The 17,717-nt window shown below is 70.6% G+C and carries 17 protein-coding genes; 10 read left to right on the forward strand and 7 right to left on the reverse strand.

Translation table 11 applies throughout. The annotated features are described in order from the left end of the window. Positions 1-14: 14 nt before the first annotated feature. Genes D1369_RS40980 through D1369_RS41010 form a run of 7 tightly spaced genes read right to left on the reverse strand, consistent with a single transcriptional unit; the run spans position 15 to position 7,298 of the window. A complete protein-coding gene (locus D1369_RS40980) occupies positions 15-1,445 on the reverse strand; it encodes an Nramp family divalent metal transporter (protein ID WP_202476900.1) in 1,431 nt (476 codons plus the stop codon). Continuing rightward, positions 1,442-2,335 (reverse strand): phosphoenolpyruvate mutase, encoded by an 894-nt coding sequence (gene aepX / locus D1369_RS40985; protein ID WP_106433454.1) that lies wholly within the window; start codon positions 2,333-2,335, stop codon positions 1,442-1,444. The genes D1369_RS40980 and aepX overlap by 4 nt, the downstream gene beginning before the upstream one ends. 28 nt (positions 2,336-2,363) lie before the next feature. Then, on the reverse strand, positions 2,364-2,744 hold the full coding sequence (locus D1369_RS40990) for a Rieske (2Fe-2S) protein (protein ID WP_007379350.1): 381 nt from the start codon (positions 2,742-2,744) through the stop codon (positions 2,364-2,366). Between the two features lie 4 nt (positions 2,745-2,748). Next, entirely contained in the window at positions 2,749-3,819 is a 1,071-nt protein-coding gene (locus tag D1369_RS40995; RefSeq protein ID WP_007379349.1) for an amidohydrolase family protein, read from the reverse strand. Between the two features lie 11 nt (positions 3,820-3,830). After that, positions 3,831-4,685, reverse strand: coding sequence for an SDR family oxidoreductase (locus tag D1369_RS41000; protein WP_007379348.1), 855 nt, complete (start codon positions 4,683-4,685; stop codon positions 3,831-3,833). Then, positions 4,657-6,063: an aminotransferase class III-fold pyridoxal phosphate-dependent enzyme gene (locus tag D1369_RS41005; RefSeq protein WP_007379347.1), complete on the reverse strand. Its 1,407-nt coding sequence runs from the start codon at positions 6,061-6,063 to the stop codon at positions 4,657-4,659. The genes D1369_RS41000 and D1369_RS41005 overlap by 29 nt, the downstream gene beginning before the upstream one ends. After that, positions 6,060-7,298, reverse strand: coding sequence for a pyridoxal phosphate-dependent aminotransferase family protein (locus D1369_RS41010; protein ID WP_007379346.1), 1,239 nt, complete (start codon positions 7,296-7,298; stop codon positions 6,060-6,062). The genes D1369_RS41005 and D1369_RS41010 overlap by 4 nt, the downstream gene beginning before the upstream one ends. Before the next feature lie 470 nt (positions 7,299-7,768). On the opposite strand from D1369_RS41010, the gene D1369_RS41015 reads away from it, so the two are divergent. From D1369_RS41015 to D1369_RS41055, 10 genes are all read left to right on the forward strand, one after another. Continuing rightward, positions 7,769-8,917 carry an iron-containing alcohol dehydrogenase gene (locus D1369_RS41015; protein WP_118083062.1) on the forward strand — a complete coding sequence of 383 codons (1,149 nt, stop codon included), beginning with the start codon at positions 7,769-7,771 and terminating at the stop codon, positions 8,915-8,917. Between the two features lie 32 nt (positions 8,918-8,949). Continuing rightward, the gene (locus D1369_RS41020; RefSeq protein ID WP_240436138.1) at positions 8,950-10,233 is read left to right on the forward strand and encodes a histidine kinase; all 1,284 of its coding nucleotides are present in this window, start codon (positions 8,950-8,952) and stop codon (positions 10,231-10,233) included. A 9-nt stretch (positions 10,234-10,242) separates the two neighbouring features. Beyond that, the gene (locus tag D1369_RS41025) at positions 10,243-11,259 is read left to right on the forward strand and encodes a C-terminal binding protein (protein ID WP_118083064.1); all 1,017 of its coding nucleotides are present in this window, start codon (positions 10,243-10,245) and stop codon (positions 11,257-11,259) included. Next, positions 11,259-12,407, forward strand: a complete 1,149-nt coding sequence (gene aepY / locus D1369_RS41030; protein WP_118083065.1) for a phosphonopyruvate decarboxylase — start codon at positions 11,259-11,261, stop codon at positions 12,405-12,407. Before D1369_RS41025 ends, aepY begins: the two co-directional genes overlap by 1 nt. Further along, complete coding sequence (locus tag D1369_RS43485; protein WP_205574508.1) at positions 12,404-12,682, forward strand: adenylyltransferase/cytidyltransferase family protein; 279 nt, start codon at positions 12,404-12,406, stop codon at positions 12,680-12,682. The genes aepY and D1369_RS43485 overlap by 4 nt, the downstream gene beginning before the upstream one ends. Before the next feature lie 120 nt (positions 12,683-12,802). Then, complete coding sequence (locus D1369_RS43490; RefSeq protein ID WP_205574509.1) at positions 12,803-12,958, forward strand: hypothetical protein; 156 nt, start codon at positions 12,803-12,805, stop codon at positions 12,956-12,958. Then, positions 12,930-14,213, forward strand: coding sequence for a CMP-5'-phosphonoformate--3-phosphoglycerate phosphonoformyl transferase (locus D1369_RS41040; RefSeq protein ID WP_118083066.1), 1,284 nt, complete (start codon positions 12,930-12,932; stop codon positions 14,211-14,213). Before D1369_RS43490 ends, D1369_RS41040 begins: the two co-directional genes overlap by 29 nt. Beyond that, positions 14,207-15,457, forward strand: coding sequence for a hypothetical protein (locus tag D1369_RS41045; protein WP_162951052.1), 1,251 nt, complete (start codon positions 14,207-14,209; stop codon positions 15,455-15,457). Before D1369_RS41040 ends, D1369_RS41045 begins: the two co-directional genes overlap by 7 nt. Beyond that, positions 15,441-16,331 (forward strand): carboxyvinyl-carboxyphosphonate phosphorylmutase, encoded by an 891-nt coding sequence (gene bcpA / locus D1369_RS41050; protein ID WP_118083068.1) that lies wholly within the window; start codon positions 15,441-15,443, stop codon positions 16,329-16,331. Before D1369_RS41045 ends, bcpA begins: the two co-directional genes overlap by 17 nt. Further along, on the forward strand, positions 16,321-17,709 hold the full coding sequence (locus tag D1369_RS41055; RefSeq protein ID WP_118083069.1) for an aldehyde dehydrogenase family protein: 1,389 nt from the start codon (positions 16,321-16,323) through the stop codon (positions 17,707-17,709). Before bcpA ends, D1369_RS41055 begins: the two co-directional genes overlap by 11 nt. Positions 17,710-17,717 lie beyond the last annotated feature (8 nt).

Consider the following 17,717-nt stretch of genomic DNA (forward strand, 5'->3'; position numbering starts at 1 on the left):
TGGCGCACCTCCTTTCACAGGATCTGGACGAGAAGCAGGCAGTTGAGTGCCACGATCACCGCCGCGCAGCCGGACGCGGCCAGCACAGTCACCCTGCCGACGGCCCAGTCGCCCATCAGATCGACCCGCCGGACGAACCGGATCAGGGGCACGAGTGCGAACGGGATACCGAACGACAGCACGACCTGGCTCGCGACCAGCGCCTTGGTCGGTTCCATCCCGACGCAGAGCACGACGAGCCCCGGCAGCGCTGTGAGGCCCCGCCGCAGCACCGTCGGCACCGACCGACGCAGCAGGCCACGCATGACGACCTGGCCCGCATAGGTGCCGACACCGGAGGCGGCCAGACCGGACAGCAGCAGCGCGACGAGGAAGACCAGGCCCAGGAGCGGGGAGGCGCCAGTGAACGCGTGGTGCGCGTCGGCGAGGGTGACGTCGCCGGAGAACCCTGACCGACCGTGCAGCAGGGCGGCTGCGACACCGAGCAGAACGAGGTTGCCCAGCGCGGCCAGGGTCATGGCCAGACCGACGTCGGTCCGCTGTCCGTGGGCGGCCACACCGCGTGCCGTGCCGTGCAGTCGGGCGGTCAGCGCGGAGTGGACGTAGATGGCGTGCGGCATCACGGTGGCGCCGACGATGGCGATGGCGAGGGTCAGATAGGTTTTGTCGATGTCCGAAGCGGACGGCACCAGTCCCGTCGCGACCGCGCCGACACGGACCTTCGCCAGCACACAGGCCGCCACGAAGGCGACCAGCACACCGCCGAGCGCCAGCGCCATCAGCCGTTCGAACCGCACCTGCCGCCGGTCGGCGAGGGCGGTGACCGCGTACGACAGCCCGACTACGAGCAGTCCGCCGAGCGCGGGCTGCAGACCGAACAGGAGGTTCAGGGCCACCGCCCCGCCGACGATCTCGGCGAGATCGGTCGCCATGCAGACGAGTTCGGCCTGCACCCACATCATCGCGACCTGCCACGGCCGACCCTGTTCCCGGACCAGAGTGCACAGGTCGCGCCCGGTGGCCAGGCCCAGACGCCCGGCCAGGAACTGGATCAGCGCCGCCGCGCCGCTGGCCGCGACCACGATCCAGACCAGGCTGTAGCCCTCGGTCGCACCCCCGGAGACATTGGTGGCGAAGTTGCCCGGATCGACGTACGCGATGGCAGCCACGAACGCCGGCCCGAGCATCCGCAGCAACGGCCGGCCGCCGACACCGGACGCCACCGGGGTGCCGACACCGGATACCTCCGGGCTACCGACACCCGACGCCACCGTGGTACCGGTAGCGGAGTCGACACCCGACGCCGCCGGGCCGCCGGCCGTGTCCGCCACGACATCGCCGGAGCCCGCAAGCGTCCCCGGCCCTCCCGCCGTTGCCCGCGTGCCGGCGGCCGTCGCCGCGAGACCGCCGCCCGCCGTGCGGCCCGCCCGCCGCGCCTGGCTCACCGCAACCCCAGCTCGACGTCCGCGTACTTGCGCTCGTCCTCGGCCAGTTCGTCGTAGCCGAGCAGGTCGAAGACCTCCGACAGCGGGGCGAGGTCGTCCTCGACCCGGACCACCCCCTCGGCGGCGAGAATGTCCCGTGAGACCCTGCTCATGGCGGCGAACGCGGCGCGCATGTTCTGGTTGGCCCAGATCACCCCCTTGATGCCCATGGCCCGGAATTCGGCGGTCGGCGTGTCCGCGTACGTCGTCGGCGCGATGACCAGGGGCAGCCGCTCACGCCACGCCGCGGCGAACTCCGCTATCTGTTCCGCGGTCTTGCGCCGTGAGTGGATGAAGACGGCGTGCGCCCCCGCGTCGGCATAGGCGTGCGCGCGCTCCAGGGCCTCGGCGACCGATCCGCCGGCGATCAGGGCCTCGGTCCGCGCGACGACACGGAAGTCGTCGTCGTCCCGCGCGTCCAGGCAGGCACGCAGCTTCCCGCAGAACTCGCCGACCGGTGCCAGCTCGTGGCCGTCCCCGACGAAGGAGTTCATCTTCGGGAAGACCTTGTCCTCCAGGCACACCGCCGAGGCGCCGATCCGCTCGGCCTGCCGGGTGAACCGCCGCGCGCTGTTGAAGTCGCCGTGCCCGGTGTCGCCGTCGACCATCACCGGCACGTGGGAGGCGTCCACGACCCGGGCCACCACGTCGAGGATCTGCGACCACGAGGCCTCGGAACTGTCCCGCACACCAAGGGCGGTGGAGATGGACAGCCCTGACGCCCACAGGGCGGGAAACCCGGCGGTGTCGGCGATCCGGGCGGACAACCCGTCGTGCGCCTCCATGAAGAAGAACAACTCCGGGGCTTCGAACAGGGCTCGCAGTCGGGCGCTGCGTGTACCAGTGGACATGCGTGTCTCACTTCTCTGGTCAGGTGTGTCAGACATAGACAACGACATCGCCGTCCTCGACCTCCGCGCGGTATGTCGCCGCGCGCAGCGGCCGTGGCTCCCAGACGGAGCATCCGGTCGAGACATCGGTCTCGAAGTTGTGCCAGGGGCAGACCGCCACGGTCCGGCTGGCGGAACGCCGGTGTTCGCCGGGCCGATCCGCCTCCCACATCCGCTCCACCGAGCCGCCCGACAGCGGCCCGCCCTGGTGCGGGCAGAGGTTCGACAGGGCGTGCAGTGCTCCGTTCTCGTCGCGGACCACCAGGATCCGCCGGCGCCCGAGTTCGGCGACGCGACTGGTGCCGGGGGCGAGCTCGTCCAGGGCGAACACCACATGCCGCTTGCGTTCGCGTGTGTACTCGCTGCTCATCGCCTCACACCTCGATCCCGTAGAACGAGGCCGCGTTGTCGTGGAAGATCTTGCGGCGCAGCTCGGGCGAGAAGCTCGTGGGCAGGGCGCGGGTGGGCGAGTCGAAGTCCCAGTGCGGGTAGTCCGAGGAGAACATGAGGAACTCGTCGTTGCCGACCATGTCGAACGTCTGGAGCAGATGCTCGGGGTTCTCGGCGATCTCCATCGGCTGGGTCGTGAACTTCACCCGTTCCCGGATGATGTCGGAGGGCAGCCGTGTCACCCACGGGATCTCCCGGCGCAGACTCCGGTAGTTGTGGTCGAAGCGCCACATGAGGTGCGGCAGCCACGTCCAGCTCGACTCGATCATCGCCACCCGCAGGTCGGGGAACTTGTCGAAGACTCCGTGCACCACGAGTCCGATCAACTGCGACTGCCACGCCTGCTCGATCGCCGTGTGCCACTCGATGTAGTACGGCGGCAGCCCGACCGCGGTCTCGACCGTGGCGCCCTGGTGGAAGCCGACCGCCAGGTCGTTGCGCTGGGCGGCGGCGTAGACCGGGTGGTAGTGCTCCCGGCCGAGTACGTCGTGCGAGATCACCGGCAGGATGACCTGCACGATCTGGGGGTGCTGCCCGATCCGGTCGATCTCCCGGGCCGCCTCCTCCGGCTTCTGGGCGGCCACACACACGGATCCCAGCAACCGCGGGTCCTTCTCCAGCCAGTTGGAGATCAGCCAGTCGTTGTAGGCCTTGGCGATCCCGCACGCGAACTCGGGCTGGGTCTTGAACTCGCTGGGGTACAGCAGGCCCGTCAGCACGGCCTTGCCGATGCCGAACTCGTCCAGGTGCTGACGTTGCATCAGGCCCAGGTCGCTGCCGGCCCGGTAGCCGTTGCCGGGGTTGGCGTCGGGGCGGGCCAGCCCGCCGGTGGTGGGCCAGGAGTAGGGGATGGAGATGCCCATCCAGTTGTCGGGGTGGATACGGCTGCGCCAGGGTTCGTCGACGTACTGCAGGAACTCCAGCGGATTGCCGATCATCTCGTGCACATCGGTGTCGATCACGGGGATGTCCGTGGTCCGGGCCGATTCCTCCATCGCTGTCACGGTCACGCCTTTCCGGGTGTGCGGACGGCCCTGGGATAGCGTCTGGCGATGAGACGCTCGACGAGCCGGCCGGTGAGAAGCCGTTTGAGGAACAACTGCAAGGGGACGGACGCGCCGACGGAGTACACCGGCGCCGGGTCCGAGTGGTTGGCGATCCGCCAGACCAGCCGTGCCACCTCGGCCGGATCGCCGGCCTTGGAGTGCGAACCGTCGAGCGTGTCCGAGGCCGCGGCGAGCGCGGTGGCGTACGCCGAGCCGGGCAGCTCCACGCGCTCGCGCCGCCGGCTGATGGCGGACCGGTAGTAGCCGGGCTGCACGACGCTGACGCGGACCCCGAAAGGCGCGACCTCGTACCGCAGTGACCGGGCGAGACCCTGAAGCGCCAGCTTGGACGCCGCGTAGGCGGACTGGTACGGCAGCGGGAACTCGGCCATCAGCGAGCCGACCATGATGATCGTCCCGCCGCGTGCCGCGCGCATCCCGGGCAGGTACTCCCGGGCCATCCGCGCGGGCCCGAACACGTTCACCGCGAAGAGATGCTCGATCGTCCGGTCGTCGAGATCCTCGAAGGGGGCCAGCTGGCTCATCCCGGCGTTGTTCACCAGCAGGTCCACCGGGCCGGTCAGTTTGGCGCACGCCGCGACGCCGGCCGGGTCGGTCACCTCCAGCGGCAGGTACTCCACTCCGGGCAGCCGGTCGGAGTCCGCGAGCGCCTCGGGGTCGCGGCAGGTGCCGAACACCGTCAAACCCTGCGCGGCCAGGTAACGGGCCATCTCCCTGCCCAGCCCGCTGGACGCGCCCGTGACCAGCGCCCGGCGGCACGAGGTGTCAGACGAGGAGGTCGAGGAGGCGGTCATACGCCGTCACCACCTTGTCGTTGTCGGCCGCCGTGTGAGCGGCACAGAGCATGTCCCGGCCCATGCGGGACAGGACGCCGGCGTTCTGGACCGGCAGCATGTAACGGCTGAGGATTTCGCGACGGCGCAGCACCTCGGCGAAGTCGTCTGGGCCGCGCAGCGGGAGGGCGTGCGGAGCGGTCAGCTCGATCCGCACCACGGTCCCGAAGTGGTAGGCGAAGAAGTCGAAACCGCGCGTGCCGAACAGGTCGTTGAGGCGGCGTACCAGATCCGCGGCGGCCGCCTCGGCATGCTCGAACACACCGTCCCGGGTGATGATGCCGAGGGTGTGGTAGGCGGCAGCGGCCGACAACACGTTCCCGGACAGGGTCCCGCCGATGTAGGTGGTGGGGCGTTCGTCGGGAACACCGATGTGCGCGGTGTCGATGATCTCCCGGCGGCCCCCGACCGCCCCGCACGACGGGTAGCCGTTCATCAGACCCTTGCCGAGCGTGGTCAGATCCGGTGTGACACCGAACCGGGTCTGCGCACCGCCGCGGGCGGCCCGCACGCCGGTGACCACCTCGTCGAACACGTACAACGCCCCGTACCGGTGGGCCAGTTCGATCGCCTGGGCGTGGAAGTCCTCGTCGAAGGGCACCAGGCCCGACTCGGCGCCGAGCGGCTCGCAGATCACTGCCGCCACGCCGCCGTCCGGCTCGGCCGCCACCAGCGCCCGCTCCAGCTCGTCCAGGTCGTTCTGGTGGACGAGGACCGTCGCGCTCAGGAACTGAGGCGGCACACCGCCGGCCAGCACCGTCCCGGAGCCCGGCACCTCCAGGTCGGTCATGAACTGGTCGCCCCAACCGTGGTACGCGCCACGGAACTTGATGACCTTGCTGCGGCCGGTGTAGGCGCGGGCCATGCGCATCGCCGCGAGATCGGCCTCGGCCCCGGAGGAGGTGAACCGCACTGCCTCGACCGAAGGGAACGTCTGCGCGATACGCCTGGCGGCGAGCACCTCGAACTCGTCCATGTAGCCGTGGAAGTTGGTGCGCTCGTCCACCAGAGCGGCCAAGGCCCCGTTCAGCTCGGGGTCGTTGTGCCCCAGACTCAGCGCCCCGCCGGCCAGGATGCAGTCCACGTACTCGTTGCCGTCGACGTCCGTCACCCGGCTGCCCCGGCCGCCCCGCATGAACAGCGGATACGGATACGACATCGGGTCGACGTGCTCGACGCCGCGCGGCAGCACCTCGGCCGCCTGCCGGGCCAGTTCGGCGGAGCGACGGGTGCGGCGCAGGAACTGCCCGTGCTCGGCCTCCAGCCGCGCCGGGTCGGGCAGGCGCAGCGGCGCCTTGGCCACAGCGGCCTGCCGCTCGCGGATCTCCGCGGCCTTCATGCCCGGCCCACCAGATCGAAGTAGACCTTCTCTATCGCCTCCACGGTGCGCGCCACGTCGTCGGCGGTGTGCAGGGCGGTCGGTGTCAACCGCAGCTGGGTGACGCCCCTGGGCACCACCGGGTAGGTGACCAGACTGGCGAAGACACCGTGCTCGTCGCGCAGCCGCCGGATGAACTCGACCGCGCCCTCGGTGTCCATGTCCAGATAGACCGGGGTGACCGGGCTCTGGGTGGCGCCGACCTCCAGACCGCGGGCCCGCAACTCCCGTTGCAGCAGACCGGCCACGCTCCACAGCGCCTCGCGCGCCTCGGGCCGCGTCCGCATCAGCCGCAGCCGGGCGCGGTTGCCGACCACCACGGGCATCGGCAGGCCCTTGGAGAAGATCTGCGAGCGGGTGTTGTAGCGCAGGAAGGAGACGACCTCCGACGCACCGGCGACGAACGCGCCGATGCTCGCTCCGGCCTTGGCGAAGGTGCCGAAGTACAGGTCGATGCCGTCCTGCACCCCGAAGTGCTCGCCGGTGCCGCCGCCGCTGGGGCCGGTGACGCCGAAGCCGTGGGCATCGTCGACCAGCAGCCGGAAGTCGAACCGCTCCTTGAGCCGCACGATCTCGTCGAGTCTGCCGAGATCGCCGGACATGCCGAAGACGCCCTCGGTGACGACGAGGATGCCGCCGCTCGGATGCAGCTGGGCGCTCACCCGCTCCAGCAGGTCGGTGAGGGCAGCGATGTCGTTGTGCGGGAAGGCGAAGTGCTTGCCCTGGTGCAGTACGACGCCGTCCACGATGCAGGCGTGGCAGTGCGCGTCATAGACGATCACGTCGTGCCGGCCGGCCAGCGCGTCGATCATCGAGGACATGCCCGGGTAGCCGAAATTCATGAAGAACGCGGCGGGTTTGCCCGCGTAATCAGCCAACTCGCCTTCCAGATACTCCAGTTCATCGCTCTCGCCGGACATCATCCGCGAGCCCATCGGTGCGGCCAGCCCGTACTCGGCGGCGGCCTTGGCGTCGACGGCGCGGATCTCGGGGTCGTTGGCCAGGCCCAGGTAGTTGTTGATGCTCCACACGACGCACTCGCGTCCGCCGAAGCTCATCCGGTTCGAGATCTCGCCGCGCAGTTTGGGGAAGGCGCACAGCCCGTGGGTGCGCTCGGCCCAGGAGCCGAGTGTGCCTTCGACGGGTTTCGTCTTCGCGAACAGGTCCATCTGCGGTCCCTCCAAGCGATATCGCACGCCGGTTCGGTAGGTGCGATGAAGCGGAAACCTAGGCAGCGGCCGAGAAGCCGGTCAACGACAGTGCCCGTCACTGATCAATCGATAAGGAATGCCTGATACATCAAGACCTGCCCCGCGATAAGCGACCCCTTATAGATCGCGCCGAGTCGGCTAATACAAGTTGGCCGACCGGTGGAGCACTGATTGCCTGTGCGTGTCCAGCGGACCGGCGGCGCGGTGACCCCCGCACCGCGCCGCCTCGTGACCAGCGACGACACCCGATCGCACACCGCAGCCCAGCATCGCCGGCTCGCAGCACCGAAACGTTCTTGCGCCGTCAGCTCCCACAGCATCCATACGCCTGGCGCCACCAGCTCGCAGCACCGCACCACCCCTGCCCAGTGGCGAGCACCCCGCGGCCGCCCCCTGCTCGTGGACCGGCCGCCGGCCAGATCCAGGCACGCCAACAACCGGAATGCCGAGGACCCATGACCACCGCACTGCCCCCGACCCAGCGGTCCCGCCCCGCCACCGCCTACGTGGCATTCGGCCCCGGCGCGGCCCTGGGGCTGCCCCAGATCCTGGACCGTTTCGGCGACGAACGGCCTGCGCTGGTCCTGGCCGGGCACGGTGCGGGCGGCCGCCCCTGGCTCGCCGAGCTGCGCGCCACGCTGCCGCGGCACGTCTTCATCACGCTCCCCGGCGGCTACCCGACCTGGGACAAGATCGACCGGATCGCGGCCCTGATGAACCGCCTGGGCACCGGCCCGATCGTGGCGGTCGGCGGCGGCAGCGTGCTGGACACCGCCAAGGTCGCCGCCGTCCGTGCCGCCGAGACCGCCGGCACCCCGCGCCGCCCGGTCACCGCCGTACCCACCACCCCCGGCACCGGCGCCGAGGTGACACCGTTCGCGACGGTGTGGGACTTCACCGGCAACACCAAGGAATCCTTTGCAGGCGAGGTGCCGGACGCCGTCGTCGTCGATCCCGAACTGACCCGCACCTTGAGGACCGAGGCCCTGGGCGGCATGGTCTTCGACACCCTGGCGCAGGGCATGGAGGCAGCCTGGTCCGCCGGCTCGACACCCGAGGCGGTGGCACACGGTACCGGCGCCGTCGCCTTGGCCGCCGCCAACCTGGAACGGCTGCTGGCCGACCCGGACGACATGGCCGCACGCAGCGCGATCAGCCTTGCCGGCCTGTACTCCGGACGCGCGATCGCCGTCGCCCGTACCACCGTGTGCCACGCCCTGTCGTACCCCATGACCTTGCGCCACGGCATCCCGCACGGCCACGCCTGCGGACTCACCCTCGGCGCGGTCCTCGCCTACAACGCCCGCACCACCGACCGCGACTGCCGGCACCCCCGGGGCGCGCGCGGCGTACGGGACATCGTCGCGCGGATCCTCGACGCACTGCGCTGCGACAACCCCGACGCGGCCGCACAACGCCTGGAGGACCTGCTCGCCGCGAGCGGCCTGGCCGGCTACGACGCCCATGACTTCGACGACGAGCGCCTGGCGGCGGAGGCCATGCGCTACGACCGGGCCGACAACAACCCGCGCAGACTCGACCCCGGCCGCCTCCGGGCGCTGCTCGCGGGTCTGCGCCAGCCCTCCTCACCTCGGAGCGAGTGATGACACCCGACCGGTTCCGACTCATGCACTGGATGAACGCGCGCAAGACCACGCCGGAACTCCTCGGCGCCGAAGGCGTGGACACGGCGGTCCTGACCGCCGTCCTGGACGGAAGCCGCACCGAGATACCGCAGGCACAGTTCACCGCCCTGTGTACGGCACTACGGGTCACACCGGAACAGATAGCCGCCCGCGAGGACACCGCCCCGGTGGCGATCGTGCAGAGCGCACAGGACATGCACGCCACACGCAGGCCGATCCAGCGGGCGGGCATCCACTTCTACAACTACTACACGATGGCCGCGCCCCCAGGCCGGGTCGCGCCAGTCATCCTCGACATCCTCTGCCCCGCCGACACACTGCCGACGCTCAACAACGGCCACCTCGAACCCGCGATCACCATCAACCTCGGCCCCGGACGCATCCACGGACGCTGGGCGGCGGAACTCGACGACGTCACCTGGCGCGTCCTGGAGCCGGGCGACTCCTACGTCGAGCCCTCCTACTGCCCGCACACCTACGGCCTCGTGGACGACACCCCCGCCCGCATCGTCTCCTACACCGGCGTCTCCAACCTGGCGCGGCTGCTGGACGAGACCAACGTCTGGCAGGACCCGGCCGCCGAGGCGATGCTCACCGACCTCGACGCCGTCCCCGCGGTCTCGGCGATACTGCGCGCCGCACTGCGCCGACGCGCCTGCGACGCCGACGGCGCCGGCCGGCTCGCCGGCGTAAGCGCCGAACACATCAGCGCTTTCTGCGACGGCAAGACCGACAGCCTCACCCTGGACGAGCTGCGCGAGCTCGGCGCCGCCCTCGGCTTCGACTTCCGCACCCTGATCGAACCGGTCCGGCGCCGCGACGCGCTGGGCAAGACCCACCTGACCGCCGCACAGAGCCGGGCGAGCACCCGGACCTTCGCGAGCTACACGGCCGCCTCGGCCGCCATGACTCCCGAACTCCCGGACCTGATCGGGGTCTTCCTCACCGTCGACGGCGAAGCGGACGGCCTCGACCTGTGCGACCACGGCGAGAACCACTACCTGGTCACCGAGGGCGAACCGACCTTGCGCTGGCAGGAACCCGACGGGACGGTCGCGGACGCCGTACTCGGCCCGGACGGCACCGCGTGGCTGGCCCCGTTCGTCGCGCACTCCTGGTCCGGCTCCGGCTCCGTCATCAAGCTCGGCAGCGGCGACCACCTCGGCTACCTCGACCAGATCGAACTCACCAACACCTTCGACCCGGTCGCCACCCTGCGACGCGGCCGCCGGGACGCACACGGCTGGGGCTACGAGCCCAGCAAAGGGAGCTGAGGAGAGCCCATGCCAAGCGTCTTCTACACCGACCCCGCCTGGGCCGTCGACTCCTCCGGACGCCTGGACCCCGCCCTGGCGACGATCGAGCGCGAGGTCTACGGCGACGAGATCGAGATCCGGTTCGGCGCCCGCGACGACGCCGGATACCGGATCGACGGAGAGGAACTGTACGCCCGAGCAGCCGGCGCCGACGCCATGGTCGTCTACCGCTGCCAGGTCACCCCGCGGCTGCTGGAAGCGGCCGGCGACGGCTGCCGGGTCGTGGCCCGCCAGGGCGTCGGCCTGGACAACCTGAACATCCCGCTGCTGAAGGAGACGGGCCGATTCGGCTTCCACGTCCCCGACTACTGCGGCGACGAGGTCAGCACCCACGCCATGGCGCTGCTCCTCGCCCTGGAACGCGGCGTGACCGTGCAGAACGAGGCGGTGAAGACCGACCACTGGGGCATCTACCACGGCGGCGTCCCCCGCCGCACCGCGGACGCGACCGCCGGCATCGTCGGCTTCGGCCGCATCGGCCGCGCGGCGGCCCGCAAACTCCAGGCCTTCTACGGCCGTGTCCTGGCCTACGACCCCCATGTCCCCGGAGATCTGATGGCCAGCCACGGCGTCGAGCACCGCGCGACACTGGAGGAGCTCCTCACCGCCTGCGACGCGGTACTGCTGCACGCCGAACTCACCCCGCAGAGCAGGGGGCTGATCAACGCCGACACCGCCCGCGCCTTCAAACCGGGCAGCTTGCTCGTCAACGCCGCCCGCGGCGCACTCGTCGAGCTGCCCGCCGTCGCCGCCGCCCTCGACGACGGCCACCTGGCAGGCTTCGCCTCCGACGTCTTCTCCCCGGAGGACCCCAACCGCGACCCGGTCGCCGTCCAACTGCTCAAACGCGACGACGTCGTGGTCACTTCGCACCGGGCGTTCTTGTCACAGCAGGCCGAGGCCAGCCTGCGTCGCCGCACCGCCGAGAACATCCTGCACGTGGTGCGCACCGGCCAACCCCCGCGCTCGGGCCGGGTGGCGTGATGGTCACAGCCGCACACCTGCTGGACCTCCTGGCCGACCGCGGCGTCGTCGACGTCACCGGCGTCCCCTGCTCCTACCTCACCCCTCTCATCAACCGGGCGGCGTCCGGCTCCCGAGCCCGCTACCTCCCGGTGACGCAGGAGGGCGAGGCGGTGGCCCTGGCGGCGGGCGCCTGGCTGGCCGGCGCAGGCGCCTGCGTGATCGCCCAGAACTCCGGCCTGGGCAACATGGTCAACCCCCTGACCTCGCTCACCCACCCGGCCCGCATCCCGACACCCGTGGTGCTGACATGGCGCGGCGAACCCGGCCGCCCCGACGAGCCGCAGCACGAACTGATGGGCCGCGCCATGCACGACCTGATGGACGTCATCGAGATGAGCCACACCCTGCTCCCCGGCGAACCCGACGCCATGGCAGGCGCCGTAGCGCTCGGCTGGAAGGAGATGGAGACCTCCGAACTGCCCCACGCCTTTGTCCTGCGGCAGGGCATCCTCGCCGACGAACCCCTGCACGAACCACCCCCGGCCCCCCCGGCGCGCCCCGACGTCGTACGGCACGAGCCGCAGCGGACGCCACCAGCCCGGATCACCGCGCTGGAGGAACTGCTGTCCGTCCTCCCCGACTCCGCGGCGATCGTGTGCACCACCGGCAAGTCCAGCCGCGAGCTGTTCACCCTCGCCGACCGGCCGCAGCACTTCTACCTTGTGGGCGCCATGGGCTCGGCCTCCGCGGTCGGCCTCGGTACCGCCCGCCACACCGACCGGCCGGTGGTCGTCGTCGACGGCGACGGCGCGGCCCTGATGCGGCTGGGCGCCTTCGCCACCGTCGGACGGCACGGCACCGGACGGCTCCTGCACATCCTGCTGGACAACGGCGTCCACGACTCCACCGGCGGTCAGCAAACCCTCGCCGGCCAGGTGGACTTCCCCGCGATCGCCGCAGCCAGCGGCTACCGGACCGTCCACGACTGCCCCGACCTCCCCTCCTTCACCACCGCGCTCCGCAGCGCGCTCGACAACGCCCACGGCCCGACACTCATCCGTCTCGCCATCACACCCGGATCACTGCGACGACTGGGACGGCCCACCGTCAAACCGGCCGAAGTGGCCCGCCGCTTCCGCGACTTCATCACCGGAGGCACCCGATGACGGACCCCGTCGGCGTGATCCACGGCCGCTTCCAGCCCCTGCACCACGGCCACCTGGAATACCTGCTCGCCGGCGCACAGCGTTGCACGACACTCGTGGTCGGCATCACCAACCCCGACCCCGAACAGACCGGCTTCGAGCCCACCGACACCGAACGCGGCCGCCCGGAATCCAATCCGTGCACGTACTACGAGCGCTACCTCATGGTGCTCAGAGCGCTGACCGACTCCGGCATCGAACCCTCCCGGCTGCACATCGTCCCGTTCCCGCACTAGTTCCCCGAACGGCTCCGCTTCTACGCCCCCGAAGAAGCGGTCTACTACCTCACCGTCTACGACGACTGGGGAGACACCAAACTCCGTCGCTTCCACGACCTCGGCCTGCGCACCGAGGTCATGTGGAAACGCGACGACAAACCCATCAGCGGCACCCGGGTGCGCCGGGCGATCGCCGAGGGCACGGCCCACTGGCCCGACCTGGTCCCCGACGCCGTGGCCACCGTCATAAAGGAGCGTGGCATCGATGAACGCATCCGCGCCGCCCGCGGCTAGCGGCAAGGTCTACGTCCTCGCACTGTGCGGAGGCGCCGACCGGCCGACCGAAGCGCTCGGTGACCGCACACCCTTCGAGGCCGCCCACACCCCACACCTGGACGCACTCGCCGCACGCGGCGCGAGCGCCCTCATCGAGGTCATCGGCTCGGACATCCCACCCGAGTCCGACTCCGGCGCCATGGCCCTGCTCGGCTACGACCCGCTGCTCCACTACACCGGACGCGGCCCGCTCGAAGGCTACGGCGGCGGCTACTGGCACGGCGGCTCCTCGGTGGCGTTCCGCATCAACTTCGGCAGCCTCGACACCGTCTCCGGGCGCCTGGACCGGCGCACCTCACGGGACCTGACCGACCCCGAACTGGAAGCGATGGTCGAAGAGATCCTTGCCGCCGTCGACCTCGGGCCGGACATCCGGCTGTCCCTGACCGGCTGGGGACGCCACCGCGGCATCCTCGCCCTGACCAGCGCGACGACACAACTGTCCGGCGCGGTGACCAACACCGACCCCGGATTCATCAAGCAGGGCGCCTTCGGAGTGCCGGTCGCCGAGCCCGCCGACGCCCCGCTGCCCTGCCGCCCCCTGCACGAGGACGCGGCCGCCCAGCGCACCGCCGACCTGGTCAACGAGTTCGTCGCGGCCAGCGCCCACGTCCTTGCGGACAGCACGGTCAACCACGCCCGCATCAGGGCCGGCCGCAAACCCGCCAACATCATCCTGGTACGCGACGGCGGCCACACCCTGCCCACACTGGCACCCGTGCCCAGGCCCACGTCGATGTACGGCCAGGTTCCCGCCGAACAGGGCCTCGCCACCCTGGCAGGGGCTCGGTTCACCCGCTCCAAACCCGCCCCGGACGAACCCGTCGAGGCCTACTACGCCACCCTGGTCCCCACCCTGCTCAACGACCCCGCCACAGTGGTGTTCGTCCACGTCAAAGGACCCGACGAGCCTGGCCACGACGGCCGGGTCCAGGCAAAGGTCCGCGCGATCGAGGCCCTCGACACCCACCTGGTCGGCCCCCTCGTCTCGGCGCTCACGCCGGCCGACACCCTCGTCGTGACCTGCGACCACTCCACACCGTGCGCGCTCGGCATCCACGCGCCCGACCCGGTGCCCCTCACCGTCGCCGGCCCCACGATCGCGACCGACGACTGCGTCACGTTCGGCGAACGAGCCTGCGCTACGGGCTCGTTACCGCTGACGCGAGCCTGCGAACTGATGGACTGGCTGTTCAAGGACCGGCCGTGCTGATCGAACGAGTACGACTGCGCGGTGTGCTCGACTCCCGGGCACAACCCACCGTCGAGGCCGACCTCCATCTCGCCGGGGACGAGAGCTTCGGCCGAGGCTCCTGCCCGGTCGCCATCGCGCCCGGACGGCTCGAACGACGCCGCGGCCTGAACACCGGCGACCTCGGCAGCCTCCTGGACGAAGGCCCCGCCGCACACCTGGTGCACGCGGCCCTCCACGGGCGGCAGGTTGCGGGCCAGCGAGAACTCGACACCGTACTGCGCGCCCTCGACGACGAGCACGCCCTGGGCGCCGACGTCACACTCGCACTGTCCCTGGCCTTCGCCCGCGCCGCGGCCCGACGCAGCCGACTCCAGCTCGTCGACTGGCTCATCCAGCACAACGACGGGCCGCCCCCGCAACTGCCCCGACTGCTCGTCAACACCTTCTCCGGCGGCATCCACGCCCAAGGCCCCGCGGACTCCTTCCAGCAGATCATGGCCATCCCTCTCGGCGAGACCCTGACCGACGACATCCGCATGGCCATGCAGGTCCACTCAGCCCTGGCCAGAACGCTGGACAACCCCCGGCTGTCGGCGTCGAGCGGATTCATGGTCACGGACCGCTCAACGAGGGACCAGCTGACAACCCTGGCCTCCGTCATCCAGGCATGTGGGCTCGACGGCCAGGTCGCCAGCGGCGTCGACGTGGCCGCCGAGCACCTGAGCATCGACGGCGGCTACCGCTTCGAGGGGGCGACGCACACCTCCGCCGACTTCGGCGAACTGCTCCTGAGCATCGTCGACGACCACGGCCTCGCCTACGTCGAAGACCCCTTCGACCCGGCCGATACGACTGCCTGGCGCACCTTCACACCCCGACTCGGCACGGCCGGCGCGTCCACGGTCGGCGACGACCTGTTCGCCTCCGACGCCCAGCGCATCCAACCCGGCCTGGCCCACGCGGCCCTCCTCAAACCCAGCCAGGCCGGAACCGTCTCGGCCACCCTCGACGCCGCGTCCGAGGCCGCGTTCGCGGGTCTGCGCACCGTCGTCTCCCACCGCTCCGGTGAGACCGAGGACACCGCCATCTGCGACCTGGCCATCGCGGTCGGCGCCGACCACATCAAGATCGGCGGCCCCCGCCGTGGCGACCGCATCACCAAGTACAACCGCTTCCTGCGCCTGCTGGAGTCGCCTCCACTGGCCGGCCTCCCACGTCCGCCCGCCCACCCCAAGGAGAACCAGCATGTCTCGTGCCAGTGAGTTCAAGCAGCTGATGCTCGACCCGAAGATCCTCGTGGTGCCGAGCGCGTACGACGCACTGAGCGCCAGGGTCATCGAACAGGCCGGATTCCCGGCCGTCCACATGACCGGCTCAGGCACCTCGGCAGCCATGCTAGGGCTGCCCGACCTCGGCTTCGCCACCATCACCGAGATGGCGTGGAACGCCAAGAACATCTGCCTCGCCGTCGACCTGCCAGTGATCATGGACCTGGACGCCGGCTACGGCAACGCCATGAACACCTGGCGCTGCATCCGCGAGTTCGAGCAGGCCGGCATCGTCGGCGGCCACCTGGAGGACCAGGTCGTCCCCAAGCGCTGCGGCCACCTGGAAGGCAAGCGGCTGATATCGGCGCGCGAGATGACCGGCAAGATCGAGGCCGCGGTCGAAGCCCGACGCGACCCCGACTGGACCATCATCGCCCGCACCGACGCCCGCGAGAAACTCGGACTGGACGAGGCGATCCGCCGCTCCAAGGAGTACGTCGCGGCCGGCGCCGACTGCATCTTCCTGGAGGCGATGCTCTCCCTGGACGAGATGAAGCGGGTTCGCGACGAGATCGACGCCCCGCTGCTGGCGAACATGGTCGAGGGCGGCAAGACCCCCTGGCTGACCACCGCCGAACTGGAGGCGATCGGCTACAACCTCGCGATCTACCCCCTGTCCGGATGGTTCGCGGCCACCTCAATCCTGCGCAAGGTGTTCGCCGAACTCCGCGACGCGGGCACGACCCAGGGCTTCTGGCCCCGCCACGGCATGGAGATGACCTTCGAGGAGCTCTTCGAGGTCTTCGGCTACAGCAAGATCTCCGAACTGGAGGAGCGCGTCGTGGTGAAGGACGACGATGTTTCTTGACGGCCGGCTCCACGGCACCGGTCACGAACTGACCGTCACCGACCCCTGGCTCGGCAGCATCGTCGGAACCCTCCCGGCGGACGGTCCCGAACAGGTCGAGGCGGCGCTGACGGTGCTCGCCGCCGCCGGCCCCACCCCGCCGGCCACCGACCGCCGCGAGGTCCTCGCGCGCGCCGCCGACCTGATCACCCAGCGGGCCGAGGAGTTCGCGGCGCTGATCACCGCCGAGGCCGGGATCTGCCGCGCCGAGTCGGCCCGCGAGGTCGAACGCGCCGTGGGAAACCTGCGGGTCGCGGCCGTCGAGGCCGAGCGGATCCGTGGAGAGTCCATCCCCGTCCCAGGCGCCGACCGACTCGCGGTCACCGTGCCCGAGCCGATCGGCGTGGTCGCCGCGATCACACCGTTCAACCGGCCGTTGAACCAGGTGGTCGTGAAGGTCGCACCGGCCGTCGCCGCCGGATGCCCGGTCGCGGTCAAGCCATCCGAACGCACACCGCTGACCGCCATCCGCTTCGCGGAAGTCCTTATCGAAGCCGGCCTTCCTCCCGACCGGCTGGCGGTCCTCGTCGGCCAACCACGCGAGGTGGGACCGGCCCTCGTCGGCCATCCCGAGGTGGCCATGGTGACCCTGACCGGCAGTGTCGCAACCGGCCGCACGGTGGCGGCAATGGCCGCGGGCCGCAAGCTTCTGCTCGAACTGGGCGGCAACGACCCGCTGTTCGTGCTGCCGGACACCGACCTCACGGCAGCAGCCCGACTGGCCGCCGACGGCGCGTGCGCCACCGCGGGCCAGTCGTGCCGCGGAGTGAAGCGCGTCATCGTCTGGGAATCGGTCGCCGACGCGTTCGTCCCCCTGCTCACCGCAGCGGTCGCGGCCAAGCGGGCCGGCGACCCCCATGCCGCAGACACCGACGTCGGACCGTTGATCACCGAGGACGCGGCCCGCCTGGTCGCCGAACGGGTGGCCGCAGCGGAAAAGGACGGCGCCGTCGTCACCACCGGCGGCACCCACACAGGACCGCTCATGGCACCGACCGTCCTCGACCGGGTCCGCCCGCACAGCGACCTGGTCACAGAGGAGACATTCGGCCCGGTCGCACCGGTGCTCCGCGTCGCCGACACCGACGAAGCGGTACGGCTGTCCAACAGCACACCGTACGGACTCCAGGCGGGCGTACTCACCAACGACAGCGCGGCCTTCTGGGAACTGGCATCCCGACTGCGGGTCGGCGCGGTGAACCTCGGCGCCGGACCCCACTACGATTCCCCGCACATCCCGTTCGGCGGAGTCAAGGCCAGCGGAGTCGGCCGCGAGGGCATCAGGTACGCCATCGCGGAGATGACATCCATCAAGACGGTGACCCTCCCTTATCGCTGAGGAGAACG

The sequence above is a fragment of the Streptomyces sp. CC0208 genome, from assembly GCF_003443735.1.
Taxonomy (GTDB): Bacteria; Actinomycetota; Actinomycetes; order Streptomycetales; family Streptomycetaceae; genus Streptomyces; species Streptomyces sviceus.

Coding starts and splice junctions, on each gene's coding strand:
- aepX (WP_106433454.1), bottom strand. CDS start 2,335: ATGTCCACTGGTACACGCAGCGCCCGACTGCGAGCCCTGTTCGAAGCC.
- D1369_RS40990 (WP_007379350.1), bottom strand. CDS start 2,744: ATGAGCAGCGAGTACACACGCGAACGCAAGCGGCATGTGGTGTTCGCC.
- D1369_RS40995 (WP_007379349.1), bottom strand. CDS start 3,819: ATGGAGGAATCGGCCCGGACCACGGACATCCCCGTGATCGACACCGAT.
- D1369_RS41000 (WP_007379348.1), bottom strand. CDS start 4,685: ATGACCGCCTCCTCGACCTCCTCGTCTGACACCTCGTGCCGCCGGGCG.
- D1369_RS41005 (WP_007379347.1), bottom strand. CDS start 6,063: ATGAAGGCCGCGGAGATCCGCGAGCGGCAGGCCGCTGTGGCCAAGGCG.
- D1369_RS41015 (WP_118083062.1), top strand. CDS start 7,769: ATGACCACCGCACTGCCCCCGACCCAGCGGTCCCGCCCCGCCACCGCC.
- D1369_RS41020 (WP_240436138.1), top strand. CDS start 8,950: ATGAACGCGCGCAAGACCACGCCGGAACTCCTCGGCGCCGAAGGCGTG.
- D1369_RS41025 (WP_118083064.1), top strand. CDS start 10,243: ATGCCAAGCGTCTTCTACACCGACCCCGCCTGGGCCGTCGACTCCTCC.
- aepY (WP_118083065.1), top strand. CDS start 11,259: ATGGTCACAGCCGCACACCTGCTGGACCTCCTGGCCGACCGCGGCGTC.
- D1369_RS43485 (WP_205574508.1), top strand. CDS start 12,404: ATGACGGACCCCGTCGGCGTGATCCACGGCCGCTTCCAGCCCCTGCAC.
- D1369_RS43490 (WP_205574509.1), top strand. CDS start 12,803: ATGTGGAAACGCGACGACAAACCCATCAGCGGCACCCGGGTGCGCCGG.
- D1369_RS41040 (WP_118083066.1), top strand. CDS start 12,930: ATGAACGCATCCGCGCCGCCCGCGGCTAGCGGCAAGGTCTACGTCCTC.
- bcpA (WP_118083068.1), top strand. CDS start 15,441: ATGTCTCGTGCCAGTGAGTTCAAGCAGCTGATGCTCGACCCGAAGATC.
- D1369_RS41055 (WP_118083069.1), top strand. CDS start 16,321: ATGTTTCTTGACGGCCGGCTCCACGGCACCGGTCACGAACTGACCGTC.